This window comes from Winogradskyella helgolandensis (assembly GCF_013404085.1).
GTDB classification, from domain to species: domain Bacteria; phylum Bacteroidota; class Bacteroidia; order Flavobacteriales; family Flavobacteriaceae; genus Winogradskyella; species Winogradskyella helgolandensis.
Map to the genome: position 1 here is coordinate 1,470,425 of NZ_JABFHO010000001.1, position 18,776 is coordinate 1,489,200.

Genomic DNA, 18,776 nt, shown 5'->3' on the forward strand with positions numbered 1-18,776 from the left:
AAGTAATTTAGCAAAATTGCAATTCTGAAAATAGTCTAAGCAAAAATATAACTTAAAACCAGATTACCATTGGCTAAAGCAGCAAAAAAAGTAACACCATTAATGAAACAGTATAATGCTATCAAGGTAAAATATCCTGATGCCTTATTACTGTTTAGAGTTGGCGATTTTTACGAAACTTTTGGTAGCGATGCTGTAAAAGCGTCTAAGATTTTAGATATCATTTTAACGAAACGCGGTGCAGGAAGCGAAAGTGAAATTGAATTGGCTGGTTTTCCGCACCATTCATTAAACACGTATTTACCTAAATTGGTAAGAGCAGGTGAGCGTGTGGCTATTTGCGATCAATTAGAAGATCCTAAACAAACCAAAACCATTGTAAAACGTGGAGTTACGGAATTAGTAACACCAGGAGTAGCGTTTAATGATGATATTTTACATTCTAAATCTAATAATTTTTTAGCCGCTGTTTATTTTGAAAAGCAACGTATTGGAGTGTCGTTTTTAGATATTTCAACAGGTGAGTTTTTAACCTCTCAAGGGAACGCTGAGTATATTGATAAGTTGCTTCAGAATTTTAATCCAAGTGAAGTTTTAATTTCAAAACAAAGCCGAAAAGTGTTTTCTGAAACTTTCGGAAATGATTTTCATACCTTTTATCTGGAAGATTGGGTGTTTCAAGCCGATTATGCTCATGAAACTTTAACCAAACATTTTAATACAAAAACATTAAAGGGATTCGGAATTGAAGATTTGTATGAGGGTATTATCGCTTCTGGTGTTGTACTTCATTATTTAGGAGAAACACGTCATAACAAGTTAGAGCATATTGCAACAGTTTCTAGAATTGCAACCGATGACTATGTGTGGATGGATAAATTCACGATTCGAAATCTAGAATTGTATAATTCTACGAATGCCAATGCAGTGACGTTGATTAATGTGATTGATAAGACCATTTCGGCCATGGGTGGCCGAACTTTAAAACGTTGGTTAGCATTGCCTCTTAAACATGCTGAAAAAATAAAACAACGTCATGAAGTTGTAAAATATTTGTTAGAAAATGAATCTGTATTACAAAAGATTCAAGGACAAATAAAACATATTGGAGATATTGAACGTCTCATTTCAAAAATAGCGACGACTAAGGTAAGTCCACGTGAAGTGATTCAACTTAAAAACTCTTTAGAAGCCATTGTTCCTATAAAATCGATTGCTGAAACTTGCGAGAATGAGGCATTAAAAGTATTAGGTGATAATTTACATCGCTGTGATATACTACGGGATAAAATAAAGGAAACTTTAAACGAAGAAGCACCTGTAAATATCTTAAAAGGAAAATCGATTGCTGATGGGTTTTCAGAAGAGTTGGATGAACTTAGAGGTTTGTCACAGTCTGGAAAAACTTATTTAGATAATATGTTGAAGCGTGAAAGTGAGCGCACTGGCATTACATCTTTAAAGATTGCATCAAATAATGTATTTGGCTATTATATTGAAGTTAGAAATTCTCATAAAGATAAAGTTCCAGAGGAATGGATTCGTAAGCAAACTTTAGTGAATGCTGAACGTTACATTACCGAAGAGCTTAAAGAGTACGAAGCAAAAATTTTAGGAGCAGAAGATCGGATTTCTACGATTGAACAACAATTATTTGCTGAATTAGTCCAGTGGATGCATCAGTTTATAATATCGGTGCAGCAGAATGCACAGTTAATTGGGCAATTAGATTGTTTATGTGGTTTTTCAAGTTTAGCAAAAGCAAATAAGTACACTTATCCGCAAATTGATGATAGTTATGATTTAGAAATAAAAGATGGTCGTCATCCTGTAATTGAAAAGCAATTGCCAATTGGAGAGCCTTATATTGCTAATGATTTATATTTAGATAGAGAATCACAGCAAATTATAATGATTACTGGTCCGAACATGTCTGGTAAATCGGCAATCTTAAGGCAAACAGCTTTAATTGTGCTACTAGCGCAGATTGGAAGTTTTGTACCGGCAGGCGAAGCGAGAATCGGCTTGGTAGATAAGATTTTTACTAGAGTTGGAGCGAGTGATAATATTTCAATGGGAGAATCTACATTTATGGTAGAAATGAATGAAACGGCTTCTATTCTTAATAATATTTCAGACCGAAGTTTGGTGTTGTTAGATGAAATAGGAAGAGGAACAAGCACGTATGATGGAATTTCTATTGCTTGGGCCATTAGCGAATACTTACACGAGCATCCTTCTAAGCCTAAAACACTTTTTGCGACGCATTACCACGAGTTAAATGAAATGACGGAAACATTTGGTCGTATCAAAAATTTCAACGTGGCTGTAAAAGAATTGAAAGACAATGTGCTTTTCGTAAGAAAGCTAGTTGAAGGAGGAAGTGAACACAGTTTTGGAATCCACGTGGCTAAAATGGCCGGAATGCCACAGCAAGTTATTAGACGTGCAAATAAGATTTTATCCAAATTAGAGAAGTCACATTCTAGTGAAGAACTAACAGATAAGGTAAAAAGTTTGAAAGATGATTTACAATTAAGTTTCTTCAATTTAGATGACCCTTTGTTGATAGAAATAAAAGACGAAATTTTACATACTGATATTGATACACTTACGCCAGTTGAAGCCTTGATGAAACTCAATGAAATTAAGCGAATGTTGATGAAGAAAAAGCAAGCTTAAAAAAAAATAAATTTATTTTCAAAAAAGGCTTTGCTTTTAAGATTTAAATTTTAAATTTGCATCCGCTTTTGAAGCGAAAAGTTCTTTAAAAACTGCGAAAGTAGCTCAGGGGTAGAGCATCACCTTGCCAAGGTGGAGGTCGTGGGTTCAAATCCCATCTTTCGCTCGATATAATATACCAATTTAGTTACAGTCTGTAACTAAGATGCTGAAGTGGTGGAATTGGTAGACACGTTGGACTTAAAATCCAATGTCCATTAGGACGTACGGGTTCAAGTCCCGTCTTCAGTACAGATGAAAAGCCGAAAACGAAAGTTTTCGGCTTTTTTGGTTTAAAACTATACGGAAAGTTTGCTTTCAAGTATATTTTAAACCATAAAAGCCGATTTATAAACATGAATCGGCTTTTGTCAATATGTTGAAACTGGAACTCGGCAAAGCCAAGTCCCTTTATTCTTATGGGTTTTTTTCGCTTTTCAATTCATTTTAGAAAGTATAAATTACTCAATATAGATTACCTTCTCATCCTCATCTATATAATCATTATATCTAAAAGGGCGTTTAGTGCCTGCACTATCTATAATAACTAATGGAAGTGAAATCTTATGATTACTAAGTTGAGATTTAAGCCAATCTCGTGTTCCTATTTTTTCTGTAATTGTAATTTCAACTTCTTTGTAGTTTGAATCTTGTATTTTTTGCATCCATGGCTGTATATCAGCTTTGCTAGAAAACAAAGTTGAAGCCGAAATAGAGTTGATGATATTTATACTTCCTCCTTCGCTATCGCTTGGTGATATAGCTATAAGTTTTTCTGGGATAAAAACAGTGTCATTAATAAGTTGTGAAGACAATAGGTTAATTTCATTGTTAACTGTAAGAGCTATAAAAGTTCTAAAGTCTTTTGCGGCGGCTTCCTTTAAAGTGGATTCTTCTAAAACATTGCCATGAACATATTCAAACCCTTTACTTTTAGCATTTTCACAATTAGCTTTGTTTGCATCTATAAAAACCACTTTATCGGTTTCAGCCAAATGCTTACCTAATAATAAAGCTAGAGGGTTTGCTCCCAAAAATAAATACCCTTTCCTTGAGAATTGTTTTACCAATTCACCTCTTTTTTTTAACCAATTTGTTGTCCAAGTTAATAGTATAGGAACTGAAAGAGTAGTTATAATTGCCATAAAGACAAGTATGGAAAATATTTCTTGAGTGATAATACCTTTTTGTAAACCAATACCTGCAATAACAATTTCTACAGCTCCACGACCATTCATTCCTGTTCCAACTGCTAAGCCTTCTCTCCAGCCATTTCTACTTGGCAGATAAAATAGAACTGTGCCCAATATTTTTCCAACAAAGGCAACACCAACAATTAATAATAAAAGTCCTAAATCTGTTTTAAAAACATCTAGGGTGACATGAAATCCTGCAGTAACAAAAAATATAGGTGCCATAAAGCCTATGGAAACGTCATGAAAAACACGTGTTATGTCTTTGGTTATTTTTTCATGAAAAACACCGTCTTTTATAAATACGCCAGCAATAAATGCTCCTAAAATACCATGAAGACCAACAAGTTCTGCTAATTCAGAAAGACCAAAAACAATAAGAAGCAATAACGTGAAATAAGTTGTTCGGTTTTCTATGTTTCTGCTTGCCATCCATTTTCCTATTCTAGGAAGTGCATAAAGTCCGAAAGCCGTAGCAAATGAAAAGAACACTATAATTTTACCGGCAATTAGTAAAATCTCGGACATGTTTACTGCACCAGCATCAATAAAACTAGAGAGGCCCGCAAAAATGATTAATGCTAAGGTGTCGGAAATTAAAGCGCCTGCCATTAACACATAAGCGATACGCGTGTCTAGTAAATCTAAGTCAACAAGTATACGGCTTTTGGTTGCTAAGGAGGTTACACCAACCGCAATACCTACAAATAATCCTGCCATGCTTGTGCCGCCCGATAACGTTACTACGTAATAACCCAAGGCAAACGGCACAACAAAACCTCCGATGGCAGCAAGAAGTCCTGCCCAAGACGCTTTTCCAAGATCTTTAAAGTTTATTTCCATGCCAATGTAGGCCATAAGTAGAATCACACCAGCTTCAGAAATAATAACTAAAGTGCTTGAAGTTTCAACAAGGCCTAATAATGATGGACCTATTACCACGCCTATTAATAACTCTCCTAAAATTGCAGGATAACCTATACGTTTAATTAACGCGCCAGCACCCCAAGCAGCGAGCAGTACAATGAATAAGTTTAAAATGTCAAATCCTTCCATAAAATTCTTATTTAATTGATATGTAATGTCTTAAATATCGGATTTTTATTTTGAAATCCCATGTTAAATTTTAAATGCTATTTAGTAGTATGTTTAAAATTACATTCTAATTTATTGAAATATCAATATGGAATTAATAAGGTGAGTTATGACGGTTTTGGAATTATAGATTGATTTTTAACGCAGACTTTTTAATTAATTTATGTTTTATTTAAAAATATATTGACGAATAGCATTTGAAAGGTTTTTTTTAATTAATTTCTCCCATTATTTTCAATCCTAATAAATAAAGCGCAAGCAATGGTATCTTTAAGTACATTAGATTATATATTGATAATATCTTTTTTTACAATAACCTTATCCATTGGTATCTACGTCTCAAAGAAAGCCGGCAAGAGTTCTTCAGAGTTTTTTTTATCTGGTAAAACAATGCCTTGGTGGTTATTAGGCGTGTCGATGGTGGCAACTACATTTTCTACCGATACCCCAAATTTAGTGACGGATATTGTAAGAACTAATGGTGTATCTGGAAATTGGGTATGGTGGGCATTTTTAATTACGGGTTTACTTACCGTTTTTGTGTATGCCAAATTGTGGAGGAAATCTAATGTAAACACCGATATTGAGTTTTATGAATTTAGATATGGAGGTAAACCAGCTCGGTTTTTAAGAAAGTTTAGAGCAATTTATTTAGGAGTTATTTTTAATATTATAACTATGTCTGCCGTTACATTGGCCGCTATAAAAATTGGTGGTATTATGTTGGGATTAGAACCCTGGCAAACGGTAATTAGTGCAGGGCTTATAACCGTGATATTTAGTGCGCTTGGAGGTTTTAAAGGAGTGGTTTATACCGATTTTATATTGTTTTTTGTGGCAATGGGAGGAGCTATTGGTGCTGCTTATTATTTAGTAAACCTTCCTGAAGTTGGTGGTATAGAAGCCATAATGGCAAATGAAAATGTATCGGATAAGCTATCTATTTTACCTGATTTTAGCAATACTAATGCATTAATAACTCTATTCGTTATTCCTTTGGCTGTACAATGGTGGAGTTCTTGGTATCCAGGATCAGAACCAGGTGGTGGCGGTTATATCGCACAACGGATGCTAGCAGCCAAAGATGAGAATCATGCCATAGGAGCAACCTTTTTCTTTAATATAATGCATTACGCCTTACGTCCTTGGCCATGGATTTTAGTCGCATTGGCTTCTCTGGTTGTGTTTCCAGATTTGGCAAGTATACAAGAGGCTTTTCCAAATATAACAGATGATAAATTGGGTCATGATTTAGCATATTCGGCAATGTTAACAAAATTACCAAGTGGTTTACTTGGTTTGGTATTAGCGTCATTAATAGCAGCTTATATGAGTACTATTTCAACGCAACTTAATTGGGGTTCATCTTATATTGTTTACGACTTTTATAAGCAGCAAATAAATCCTAATGCGTCAGAAAAGAAATTAGTAGCCGTTGGAAGATTATCTACAGTAGTTTTAATGATTTTTAGTGCAATATTGGCATTGTTGCTGCAAAATGCACTTCAGTTATTTGACTTGTTATTGGTTTTTGGTGCTGGTACAGGACTCATTTTTATTCTGCGTTGGTTTTGGTGGAGAATCAATGCTTGGAGTGAGATTACAGCTATGTTTGCATCGGGTATTATTTCAATTCTATTAAAACTAACACCTTTAGGTAGTTATTTGTTTGATGCTGAAACAGGAGTTTTTGAAGATTACTGGCAATACCCTTTTGTGGTATTAGTAACGACGATAATGTGGTTAGTAGCAACCTACATTACACAGCCCGAAAGTAAAGAGGTGTTACAGGGTTTCTATAAAAAAATACAGCCAGGAGGACCAGGATGGGAAAAAGTTGTCCGTGATGCAGAAGCAGAAAACATCCAGATTAAAACAACTAATGAAAAGTGGAGTGTGCCATCAGGGATTTTAGCAATGTTTCTAGGTTGTGTACTAATCTATAGTTGCATGTTTGCAACAGGTTATTGGATATATGGTGATTATAATTATGCTATTACCTTAACTGTAGTCGCTGTTGTTTCGGGACTTTTTCTGAAACAAACTTGGAAAAAAATAAGAACTACTATTTTATAGTACACCTATAAAAAATCAAACTATAATTATTTGCTTTAGACATAAGCTGTAATCATGTGTTGTTGGTTTAAATGTAACTATACGGGTTTCATATTAACCACTACATGTATTGCTTCATCCATTTATTTAATTATATTAGAGCCTTAACACACGTGAACTTTGTTCTTTTTTATGGAACAAGGTTAACTTCTGTAGATAGTAACTAAAATGAATTTAATCAAAAGTATTTTTTGCGTTTTATTAGTTGTTTTTATACTTCCAACTGATGCTCAAGAGATTCCGCCTATTCAAATATTTACACCGCAAGATTATGGTGCTGAAGACCAAAATTGGTCAATAGATCAATCTGATGACGATTATATATATGTTGCTAATAATAGAGGCTTGTTGGAATATAATGGAGCGACTTGGGCTCATTATAATTCACCTAATACGGGTATTCTAAGATCAGTAAGAGTTGTAGAAGATAGGATATATACGGGTAGCTACATGGATTTTGGTTATTGGATTAAAAACAGAGAAGGTAGATTGGTATATTCTTCTTTAGTTAGTAATCAAAAACTCTCAGTAAAAGAAGATGAAGATTTTTGGGGGATTATTGCTATTGAGGGTTATGTGCTGTTTCAGTCTTTCGAAAGAATTTACATATATAATATAGTAGAAGATAGTTTTGATATTATAAACTCTGATTCTAGAATTAATAAAATGTTTAACGTTAATGAAACTATTTATTTTCAAAAAACAGGTGTAGGTATTTTTAAAATTGAAAATGGAGGGGAAACATTGGTTACTTCAATTGAGGTAATTAGAAATAAAGAATTAGTGAATATTTTTGAGTCCGATTCTGAACTATTATTATTGACAAAGGAAGGTGGTTTTTATAGTCTAATTGATGATGAAGTAATACTTTGGAATCAAGATTTAAATCGATTATTGTCGGGGTTAAGTATATACAGTAGTACTAGATTAAATGATGGGAGTTTTGTCTTAGGGACAATTGCTAATGGAATGATACATGTAGATGAAAATGGTAAATTGTTATTAAAAGTTAATCAGTCTTATGGATTAAGTAATAACACCGTATTGTCTATAATGGATGATAGTTTTGGGAATATTTGGTTAGGTTTAGATAATGGCATAAACGTTATTAACTTAAATTCACCTTATAAAGTTTACACGGATAAGCAAGGAGTTTTAGGGACTGTATATGCTTCAGCAAAAACAGAAAATTACCTGTATTTAGGGACTAACCAAGGGTTGTTCTATAAGCTTTTAAATACTACTGAAAAATTTAGTTTTATTGAAGGAACAAAAGGACAAGTGTGGAGTTTAGCTGTGGTACAAGGAGATTTGTTTTGTGGTCATGATAAAGGTACGTTTATAATTAAAGGCACTAATGCAGAAGAAATTTCGAGCGAAATAGGAACTTGGGGAGTTAAAGAAATTGATGGTTATCCTAATCTTTTGATTCAAGGTAACTACAGAGGTTTAAATGTTTTAGAACGTTCAGGAAATACATGGAGATACAGAAATAAAATTGAGGGTTTTAATATTTCTTCTAGACATTTTGAATTTATTAACTCACACGAATTGTTAATAGATCATGAACATAAAGGAGTTTATAAAATTAAGATCGATGCTGATTTTATGAAGATTATAGATTATAAAAAATTGCCAATTAGCAAAGGTGAAAAGTCAAGCATAACAACCTATAATAATAAAATATTATATAGTTATAAAGAAGGGGTTTTTGCTTATGATTCAGATAATCATGTATTTCAAAAGGATACAGTTTTAAGTGAATTACTTAGTGACGAAAAATACGTTTCTGGTAAGCTTATTGGAGATAGTAATGGAAATAAGCTTTGGGGTTTTTCTAAAGATGCTATTATTTATATTGAACCGGGTAAATTATCCACTGTGCCAAAGGTTAATACGATAGCCATTTCAAGTGAAGTACGTAAAAGTAAATTAGGATTTGAAAACATAAATGAATTATCTAATAGCAACTATTTAATAGGGACAACGGAAGGATATTTAATTATAGATTTAAATAAAATAGAGCATAAAGCTTTAGATATTAATTTAAATAGTGTAGACTATGGTAGACATCCTGATGAGCTGATGCCTTTAGATTTAGTTAATCCTAGCATTTTTAAAAATAAGAGCAATAATATTAAGTTTAATTATAGTGTCACTAATTTTAGTAAGCTTTCAGCATCTAACTATCAATATAAGTTAATTGGTATTTATGATAATTGGAGCAATTGGTCAATGAGTCCTGATGTGTTTTTTAAAAATTTGCCACATGGTGATTATACATTTGAGGCTAGAGCAATGACGGATGGTATTGTTTCGAATAATGTACTGTCTTATAGTTTTACGATTGAAAAACCATGGTATCTTAAACCATTGGCTATAGTATCATATGTTGTTGTTGGCATGCTTTTTATATATGTTCTGTATTATTTTAATAAAAAATATTACAAAAAACAGCAGCTAAAGCTTATTGAAAAAAAAGAGAGACAATTAAAGTTAGAGCAATTAGAAAACCAACGTCAGTTAATTCAGGTTAAGAATAAGAATTTACAACAAAATATTGAAAACAAAAATAGAGAGCTCGGTATGGCGACTATGAACTTGGTTAAACGAAATGAGCTGTTGAGTAATATTAAAGGTGAGTTATCAAAGAGTAAGTCACTAACGGAGGTTGGTAAAGTTGTTAAGCTTATCAATTCAAGTATAAACGATACTAATGATTGGGAGTTATTTGAAGAAGCGTTTAATAATGTCGATAAAGATTTTATGAAGAAGATTAAATCAATTCATCCATCTATAACACCAAACGATTTAAGGCTGTGTGCGTATTTACGATTAAATCTCTCTTCTAAAGAAATAGCACCTCTTCTCAATATTTCGCATAAAAGTGTAGAGGTAAGGCGCTATCGTTTGCGTAAAAAAATGGGCTTAGAACATGAGCAGAGTCTATCCAACTATATAATCGAGCTGTAGCACCTATACATCTCGTTTTTTTACCAATACATTACCCATACAAAGTGTGTTTTTAAGGCATTATTAACTATTCATGAGGAATTTGTTAAGCTAAAGTTAATTCCAAGAATTCCATAAATTAAAGGGGTGTTCAATGATGTTTTGATAATTTTAGGCGTTTAATATTGTATTGTATGTTTTTTGTATAGCCTGTTTTGAAGATTTCATAATTTTTATTTTATAATATTACATATCTAATAAATAAATTATGAAAATAAAATTTTTAACGCTCATTTCCTTCATATTTACAATGGCAGTGTTTGGGCAAAATGTAGATGTTACTGGAACGGTTACTGAAGCTTCTTCAGGACAACCCTTACCAGGTGTTAATGTAATCCTTAAAAACACATCTAAAGGAGCATCAACAAATTTTGATGGCGAGTTTACGTTATTAGACGTGCCATTAAACTCTGTAGTTGTTGTCTCTTATATAGGTTTTGTAACACAAGAGATTACAATAGTTAATAATGATCCTCTAATTATAGCGCTAGTTGATGATGCAGAATCATTAAGTGAGGTTGTTGTAATTGGTTATGGTACGCAAAAGGTTACCAATGTTTCTGGTGCAATCTCTACCGTAAAATCTGAATCTATTGAAAACTTGAAGCCTACGAGGGTGGAAGAAGCGCTTCAAGGTAGTGCTTCTGGTGTTTCAGTTATTCAAAGTGGTTCTCCAGGTAGTAAGCCAACGGTTTTAGTACGTGGTATTCCTTCGTTTACAGGAACAGATCCTGTCGTTATTATTGATGGTGTACCGCAGAGTTTAGATGATTTAAATTCAATCAATTCAGCTGATATACAGTCACTAAGTATATTAAAGGATGCTGCTTCAACCGCTATTTACGGTGTAAAAGGGGGTAATGGTGTAATTGTAGTAACTACTAAAAGTGGTAGAAATAATGAAAAAGCCGAATTTTCATTTAATACGTACACCGGTTTTCAGTCAGTTGATAGAAAAATAGGACTGTTAAATGCTTCGGAATATGCTGCAATCATTAATGAAGGTAGCACAACATCTGGTGGAGGTATCATTTTTCCAAATCTCTCAACTTTAGGTGAAGGAACAGATTGGCAAGATGAAATCTTTAAGGATGCTAAAGTAACGTCTTATACACTTTCAGCTAGAGGTGGTACAGAAAAAATTGGTTACTTTTTATCTACGGGTTATTTAAGTCAAGGTGGTATTGTAGGTGGTGATGATAAATCTAATTTTAACAGATTAAATTTCACTGCTAACGTAGATTTTCAATTAACGTCTAAGTTGAAATTTATTCTTAATACAAGTTATGCTAATATTAAAGGCAAAACCATTGCTGAGAATTCATTTAACTCAATTCTTGGTAATGCTATAAATTTTGATCCAACAGTATCTCCATATAATAATGACGCAAATGATTTTGCAACTTATGGATATAGTAATTTACTATTGTCAGAAATATTTAATCCTGTTCAGAGATTAGAGAATACTTATAATGAAAACAACGGAAATAAGTTGTACGGTAAATTTGAGTTACAATATGATGTTTTAGATAATCTTAAAGTAACGTCGCGTTTTGGTTATACCAAATGGGATCAAGTAAGTAAAAGCTTTACTCCTTTGGCTTATTACGGTCCAAATAATGTATCTAGTGATTATAATGCTGATGGCACTGTTAAAACTCAAGAAATAGATAATGGTGATGGTACAACAAGTACGATTCCTTCATTTCATAATAGTGTTTCTGAAAGTACAGTATCTAACTTTAATTACACCTTTGAAACATTTGCGAGTTATGGTTTTAATTTAAATGATAAACATAATTTTGATATCGTTTTAGGTATATCTACAAGTAAATCTACAGGTTATGGTTTTGGTGCTTCAAGACAAGATGTAAGAGATAATTCTTGGGCATGGGCAGATGTTAGTGCTGCTACAGGTATAAATACTGAAACAAATTTAAATGCCTATACAGGTTATAGTTATCAAAACTTAGAACGTAGAAATGTATCTTACTTTAGTAGAGTTAACTACGATTATGAAGGTAAGTATTTAGCATCATTCTCTGCAAGACGAGATGGTTCAATAGCTTTTGGTGACGATAATAAGTTTGCAAACTTTTATGCAGGTTCTTTAGGTTGGGTTGTAAGTAATGAAGATTTTTTCGATGTTGAAGCTATAAACTTTTTAAAGTTTAGAGGAAGTTACGGTACTGTTGGTAATGAAAATGTAGATCCTCAATACGTAAGTATAACGGTTGGTGGTCCAAGTTATAATTCTACCGCTAATAGTAATGGATATACATTTGGAAATGAATTCGTTTCAGGTGCGACTGTGAATTCATTTAGTAATTCAACTTTAAGTTGGGAGGAGCAAACACAATATAATATTGGATTTGATACCAACCTTTTTGATAGTACGTTGTCGCTTACATTTGATTATTTTAATAAATCTGTTGAAGGCTTATTATTTACAGATGCACCACCACTTTATGCTGGTACATCAGAACCTGTAACATCAAATATTGGTAGTACTGAAAGTAAAGGTATTGACTTAACGTTGGGTTATGGTAAAAATATTACTGAAGATTTTAAATTTAATACGTCATTTACGTTTACAACATCTAAAAACGAAGTTACAGCTACAAATAGTGATGGTACTGCGTTTGTTGCAGGAGGTAGTTATTTTAACGGTCAAGCTCAAAATGCAACTCGTTTTGAAAAAGGCTTTACACCAGGTTATTTTTACGGTTATGAAACAGATGGCTTATTTCAAAATCAAGATGAAATTAACGCACATGCCACACAGGTTGGCGCGTTACCAGGAGATATTCGTTATGTAGATACTAACGGCGATGGAGTAATTGATGATGACGATAAAACGGATATTGGGGATCCATTCCCAACATTTACTATTGGTTGGAATTTAGGTCTTGAATACAAAAATTTCGATCTAAGTATGTTTACTTATGCATCTGTAGGTAATGATATATACAGAGCTTATGAGCGTAATGCGCAATTCACTAATAAAGACAGAAGTATTTTAAATAGATGGACAGGTGAAGGATCAACTAATGATGCCAATAGTCCACGTTACACCTTTGCTGATACTAATAGTAACATTAGACCATCAGATAGATATGTGGAAGATGGAAGTTTTATAAAAATTAAAAGTTTGATTTTAGGTTATACATTACCAGAAAATCTAAGTGCATTCTTTAGTAAAGTACGAGTATATGCACAAGCTAAAAACTTATTAACGCTTACTGAATATACAGGTTATGATCCAGAAATTGCTGGGGGAATTTTAGATACAGGTATCGATAGAGGTGCTTATCCACAAGCGAGAACATTTTTAGTCGGTTTAGACCTTAAATTTTAACATCCAAAATAAATTAGTATGAAAAATATAAAAAATAGTATTGGGTTAGTCATCATACTTTCAATCTTTATGGGTTGTTCAGATGTGGTTGATTTTGATCCGCATGACGAGTATCAAGTAACAGAAATCGATTACTTGCAAACGGAATCTGATTATCAAACTATGGTAGTAAGTTGTTATTCACCTACACAATGGTTAAACCAAGTGATTGTTCTTGGCGATGTTGCTTCAGATAATTCTGTAGCAGGTGGTGAAAATGCTTCTGATGTTGTAGCGTTTCAACAAGTAGATGATTACAACATATTACCTAATAACAGTACGCTTCAAGATTTATGGCTATCGGCTTATGAAGGAGTTAATAGAACAAACTACTTAATAGACTATAAAGATGTTAACCTTTTGGGTAATACAGTAGACTTTGCCGGTAAAGATGCACTTTACGGTGAGGTGCACTTTTTAAGAGCTTTCTATTATTTCAATTTAGTTAAAATGTTCGGTGATGTGGTATTGTTTACAGATCATAAATTAGGGCTTTCAGATTTTGGAACGTTACAACGTTCACCTAAAGCTGAGGTTTATGCTCAAATTGAAATAGACTTACTTCAGGCTATTAGTGATTTACCAACAGCACAATCACAACAAGGTAGAATTACAAAATATGCTGCTCAGGCATTATTAGGAAAAGTGTATTTGTATCAAGAAAAATTTGACGAAGCTGTTCCTGTTCTGCAAAGTGTAGTAGATGGTCCTTTTAGTTTGGTAGAAAATTTTGATGATATCTTTTTATTGGAAGGCGAAAATGGTCCAGAATCGGTTTACGAAGTTCAATATTCTAATGGTCAACCTTACTATAATTGGGGAGGTCAAACTAGAGGTCAAGGAAACTATGCTGTGCAACAAGGCGGAGTTAGAGGATTTAATGGTACGGCAGATATGCCTTATAACTCAGGTTGGAGTACCAATTTACCAACTCAAGATTTAGCAGCAGCATACGAAGACGGCGATCAAAGAAAAGACGCTACAACGTTTGATGTAGAAGCTTATGCTAACAATAATCCTAGCTTCAACGTAACTTATCAAGTTGCACCTTTCAAAAATACAGGTTTATACAACAAGAAATATTTACCAAGAAAAGGAGAAACAAGTGGACAAGTTGAATTGAATTACGAAAACAATCAACGTACTATCCGTTATTCGGAAGTATTGTTAATGGCAGCAGAAGCAAATTTAAGAGCGTCTTCAGTGAACCAATCATTGGCACAGTCTTATTTAGATAGAGTACGTGATAGAGCTTTTGGTGATCAAGACCATAGAGTTACAGCGACGGTTCAAGCCATATGGGATGAAAGACGTTTAGAACTTGGTATGGAAGGCGATCGTTTTTTCGATTTAGTAAGAACAGGTCAAGCAACTAGTGTTTTAAGCAGTAGAGGATATAATTCGGCAACAAATGGACTTTTTCCAATTCCACAGAGAGAAATAGAAATTTCTGGTTTGTCTCAAAACGATGGATATTAAAAAAATAATAATATGAAAACAGTAAAATATATATTTAGTTTATGTCTTATAGCTCTTCTAATTCATAGTTGTGTTAAAGATGATAGCAATACGGATTTTGTAGATTCAGCAGTCGCTCCTACTAATGTCTTAGCTTTATTTGAAGTCACACAAGATAATACAGGTTTGGTAACTATTACACCAACCGCAGAAGGAGCTATAGGATTTAATATCTTCTATGGTGATGGTACAGCAGAACCTGCTAATTTAGATCAGGGTGAAAACACATCCCATACGTATGCAGAAGGGACTTATACTGTAGTTGTTGTGGCAGTAGGACCAACGGGTTTAGAAACTGAAATGTCTCAAGATTTAGTAGTGTCGTTTAATCCACCTGAAAATATGGTAGCCACTGCAGAAAATGATGCAGCAATTTCTAGACAAGTAAACGTTACCGCATCTGCAGATAACGCTATAAGTTTTTCAGTAGATTACGGAGATGGAAGTGAATTAGTCGTTGGAAATATTGGAGAGTCTGTTTCCCATGTTTACGAAAATGCTGGAATGTACACTATTACCGTTGTTGCCATGGGTGCAGCTATAGAAACTGCAGAGGTTGTAATTGCAGACTTTGAAGTTACTGAGATAGTACAGCCATTAGTATCAGCACCAGATCAGCCCTACAGAGCTGAAGGTGATGTGGTATCCATTTTTAGTGGAACTTATACAGATATTTCTGGAGTTGATTTCTATCCAAATTGGGAACAAGCAACAACCTATAACCTGTTTGATTTAGGTGGTGATGAGATGCTGCAATATGCAAATTTAAATTATCAAGGTATAGATTTCTCAGGAACGCCGATTGATGTGTCTCAAATGGAATATATTCACGTTGACGTATGGACAGCAGATGAGAACGATGCGAAATTATCGCCTATAAGTTCTGGACCTAATGAAGCAGCTTACGATTTAGATTTAACAGCACAACAATGGACGTCTTTCGATATTCCTTTATCATATTTCACAGACCAAAATCCATTAGTTGATTTTAGTAATATTATTCAGTTCAAATTTGATGGCGATCCTGCAGAAGGAACCATTTTTGTAGATAATTTATATTTCTGGAAAGCTTCTTCTGACGCACCAACAGGAATCGTTGGAACATGGAAATTATCTCAAGTCGCAGGATCATTAGGTGTAGGGCCATCAGATGGTGATAATTCTTGGTGGAATTGTGATTCTGGTTGTATTTCTGATAGAGCTTGTTTCTACGATGATGAATATATCTTTAATGCAGATGGCTCTTTTAGCAATGTCTTAGGATCTGAAACTTGGGTTGAAGCATGGCAAGGTGGTGGAAACGGATGCGGTACTCCTGCAGCACCACATGATGGTTCTAACCCAGCAACATATGTCTATGATGAAGGTGCTGGAACAGTGACTTTAAATGGTCTTGGAGCCTTTTTAGCGGTCCCAAAAGCAATTAATAATGATGAACTTACAGATATTGCAGATACACCAACATCTGTTACATACAACGTAACATTATCAAACTTTGATACTGAAATGTATGTGTCTATTGATGTAGGAGACGGTGTATTCTGGCAATACTATTTCGTAAAAGATGGCGCGGCAGTTGCTTCACCGCTTGCAGGAACATGGCAAATGTCAACGGATGCAGGTTCACTTGGTGTCGGGCCAGCAGCAGGAGATAATTCGTGGTGGAATTGCGATGCTGCTTGTGTAGGTGATAGAGCTTGTTATTACGATGACCAATATGTTTTTGGAACAGACGGTTCTTTTTCTAATGTATTAGGATCTGAATCATGGATAGAGCCTTGGCAAGGTGGTGGTGATGCATGTGGTACTCCAGTAGCACCACACGACGGTTCAGGAACTGCAAGCTATGATCTCGATTTGGGCGCAGGAACGCTTACATTAAATGGTGTTGGTGCATATATTGGTTTAGCAAAAGCTGTAAATGGTACAGAGCTAACGGATCCACTCGACGCACCAGAGTCTATAGTTTATGATATCACTATTATTGATAGTAATACAATTAGCGTAATGGTTGACGTAGGTGATAGTGTATTATGGCAATATAAACTTGTGAGAATTTAATAAAAGAAAAACATGAAGAACATGAAAAATTTAAAATATGTAATGCTTTTTTTCCTATCACTTACGTTGATGGTAAGTTGTGATGAAGAAGACTACGAATTTGGAGATATAACAACTCCTACCAATTTACAAGTTTCTGCAGAAATAGTCGGTATGGATGCAACAAACCCTTATGGAGATGGTACAGGTGTTGTTAATTTTACAGCAACGGCAGATAATGCAATTACCTTTAAGTATTCTAATGATGGAAGTGAAAAACTTGCACCTTTTGGAACAACATCCATTAGTTTTAGTACACAAGGTATTCATACCTATACCGTAACGGTTATAGCAATTGGTACAGCTGGTAATTCAACGTCAAAAACTATTGATGTAGAAGTATTCGCAGATTACGCACCTCCTGCAGATTTAACGGAGATGTTATATGGAGATGGTTCAAAAACATGGAGAGTTAAAGCAGAAACTGCTGGTCACTTGGGTGTTGGCCCAGCGGATGAAGTTACACCAGTTTGGTGGGCTGCTCCTCCTTTTGATAAAGTAGGTTTGGGAGTCTATGATGATAGAATAGTATTTAACTCAGACGGAACCGTTAACTATATTACAAATGATACTGCTTTTGGTCAAAGTGGTCCTATGGATCAAGATTTTGGTACACCTTGGACAGCAAATCCGGGTGGAGAGTATGAAAGTTATCCGCTAGCTAATTTTGATGATACTTATACTTTAACAGCGCCAGGTGGACAAGAAACTTTAAATTTTGCCGATAAGGGTTATTTAGGATTCTATGTTGGTGGAGATCACAGTTACCAAATTTTAGAAAGATCAGCTACAGAAATGATGCTGAAAATTATTGGAACTGATACTAATGCATGGTTTGTGATATTAACTTCTGAAGAAGAAGCTGGTGATGATTATTCATTAGTTTGGGCTGACGAATTTGATACAAACGGAGCACCTGATCCAGCAAATTGGACTTACGATTTAGGTACTGGTACTAGTGGTTGGGGAAATCAAGAGCTTCAAAACTATACAGATAATGCTGAAAATGTAATTATAGAAGATGGTTTTCTTAAAATTACAGCAAAAGCTACGGGAAATGGTGGCTATACATCTGCACGAATTAAATCTGAAGGACTTCAGGAATTTACCTATGGTAAAGTAGAGATTAGAGCTAAGCTACCTGCTTCTGAAGGGACTTGGCCTGCATTATGGATGTTAGGTGCTAATAACGCTACTGTTGGATGGCCTGCATGTGGAGAAATGGATATTATGGAGCAAGTTGGCTGGGATAAAAGCAGAACGTTAGGAACGTTCCATTGGTTTGATAACGGAACCAATGCAAATGCTAGCTATGGTGAATCTTTAGATGTTGCCGATACAGCAACTGAATTCCATATTTACGGTATAGAATGGAGTGAAGCTTCTATAAAAATTACTGTAGACGATACGCCTGTAGTGACTTTAACTAATAATCCTGATTTCCCGTTTAATGCAGACTTCTTTTTTATAATGAATGTCGCAATGGGTGGAACTTTAGGAGGAGATATTGATCCTGCATTTGCAGAAGATACAATGGAAGTAGATTATATAAGAGTCTACCAATAATAAAGAATAAATATTTGTTTGAATTAGTTGTTTTTTTAAGGTCGAGCTAATAGTTCGGC

At 34.3% G+C, this 18,776-nt stretch carries 8 protein-coding genes and 2 tRNA genes; 9 read left to right on the top strand and 1 reads right to left on the bottom strand.

Translation table 11 applies throughout. The features are described from left to right. The first annotated feature begins 69 nt into the window (after positions 1 to 69). The 3 genes from mutS (at position 70) to HM992_RS06035 (ending at position 2,973) form a co-directional block, all read left to right on the top strand. Positions 70 to 2,682 (top strand): DNA mismatch repair protein MutS, encoded by a 2,613-nt coding sequence (mutS, locus tag HM992_RS06025; RefSeq protein ID WP_179319052.1) that lies wholly within the window; start codon positions 70 to 72, stop codon positions 2,680 to 2,682. Positions 2,683 to 2,776: 94 nt separating this feature from the next. After that, positions 2,777 to 2,848: transfer RNA gene (locus HM992_RS06030), tRNA-Gly, on the top strand. 41 nt (positions 2,849 to 2,889) lie between these two features. Next, a tRNA-Leu gene (locus tag HM992_RS06035) sits at positions 2,890 to 2,973 on the top strand. Between the two features lie 209 nt (positions 2,974 to 3,182). Here the strand turns inward: HM992_RS06035 and HM992_RS06040 are convergent. Further along, complete coding sequence (locus tag HM992_RS06040) at positions 3,183 to 4,970, bottom strand: cation:proton antiporter (protein WP_178985913.1); 1,788 nt, start codon at positions 4,968 to 4,970, stop codon at positions 3,183 to 3,185. 300 nt (positions 4,971 to 5,270) lie between these two features. Here HM992_RS06040 and HM992_RS06045 point away from each other — a divergent pair, with 300 nt between their 5' ends. The 6 genes from HM992_RS06045 to HM992_RS06070 all read left to right on the top strand — a co-directional run bounded on the left by HM992_RS06045 (position 5,271) and on the right by HM992_RS06070 (position 18,717). After that, positions 5,271 to 7,085, top strand: coding sequence for a sodium:solute symporter family protein (locus tag HM992_RS06045; protein WP_179319053.1), 1,815 nt, complete (start codon positions 5,271 to 5,273; stop codon positions 7,083 to 7,085). A 207-nt stretch (positions 7,086 to 7,292) separates the two neighbouring features. Next, positions 7,293 to 10,097, top strand: coding sequence for a helix-turn-helix and ligand-binding sensor domain-containing protein (locus tag HM992_RS06050; RefSeq protein ID WP_179319054.1), 2,805 nt, complete (start codon positions 7,293 to 7,295; stop codon positions 10,095 to 10,097). Positions 10,098 to 10,344: 247 nt separating this feature from the next. Next, positions 10,345 to 13,494 (top strand): SusC/RagA family TonB-linked outer membrane protein, encoded by a 3,150-nt coding sequence (locus HM992_RS06055; protein WP_179319055.1) that lies wholly within the window; start codon positions 10,345 to 10,347, stop codon positions 13,492 to 13,494. An 18-nt stretch (positions 13,495 to 13,512) separates the two neighbouring features. Next, positions 13,513 to 15,012 (top strand): RagB/SusD family nutrient uptake outer membrane protein, encoded by a 1,500-nt coding sequence (locus HM992_RS06060; protein WP_179319056.1) that lies wholly within the window; start codon positions 13,513 to 13,515, stop codon positions 15,010 to 15,012. A gap of 12 nt (positions 15,013 to 15,024) precedes the next feature. Further along, a complete protein-coding gene (locus HM992_RS06065; protein ID WP_178985908.1) occupies positions 15,025 to 17,112 on the top strand; it encodes a PKD domain-containing protein in 2,088 nt (695 codons plus the stop codon). 21 nt (positions 17,113 to 17,133) lie between these two features. Next, on the top strand, positions 17,134 to 18,717 hold the full coding sequence (locus tag HM992_RS06070; protein ID WP_179319057.1) for a family 16 glycosylhydrolase: 1,584 nt from the start codon (positions 17,134 to 17,136) through the stop codon (positions 18,715 to 18,717). Positions 18,718 to 18,776 lie beyond the last annotated feature (59 nt).

Bases quoted from the DNA above. Each gene is read 5' to 3' on its own strand.
- HM992_RS06040 (WP_178985913.1), bottom strand. From the start codon at position 4,970: ATGGAAGGATTTGACATTTTAAACTTATTCATTGTACTGCTCGCTGCT.
- HM992_RS06060 (WP_179319056.1), top strand. From the start codon at position 13,513: ATGAAAAATATAAAAAATAGTATTGGGTTAGTCATCATACTTTCAATC.
- HM992_RS06050 (WP_179319054.1), top strand. From the start codon at position 7,293: ATGAATTTAATCAAAAGTATTTTTTGCGTTTTATTAGTTGTTTTTATA.
- HM992_RS06055 (WP_179319055.1), top strand. From the start codon at position 10,345: ATGAAAATAAAATTTTTAACGCTCATTTCCTTCATATTTACAATGGCA.
- HM992_RS06065 (WP_178985908.1), top strand. From the start codon at position 15,025: ATGAAAACAGTAAAATATATATTTAGTTTATGTCTTATAGCTCTTCTA.
- HM992_RS06070 (WP_179319057.1), top strand. From the start codon at position 17,134: ATGAAAAATTTAAAATATGTAATGCTTTTTTTCCTATCACTTACGTTG.
- HM992_RS06045 (WP_179319053.1), top strand. From the start codon at position 5,271: ATGGTATCTTTAAGTACATTAGATTATATATTGATAATATCTTTTTTT.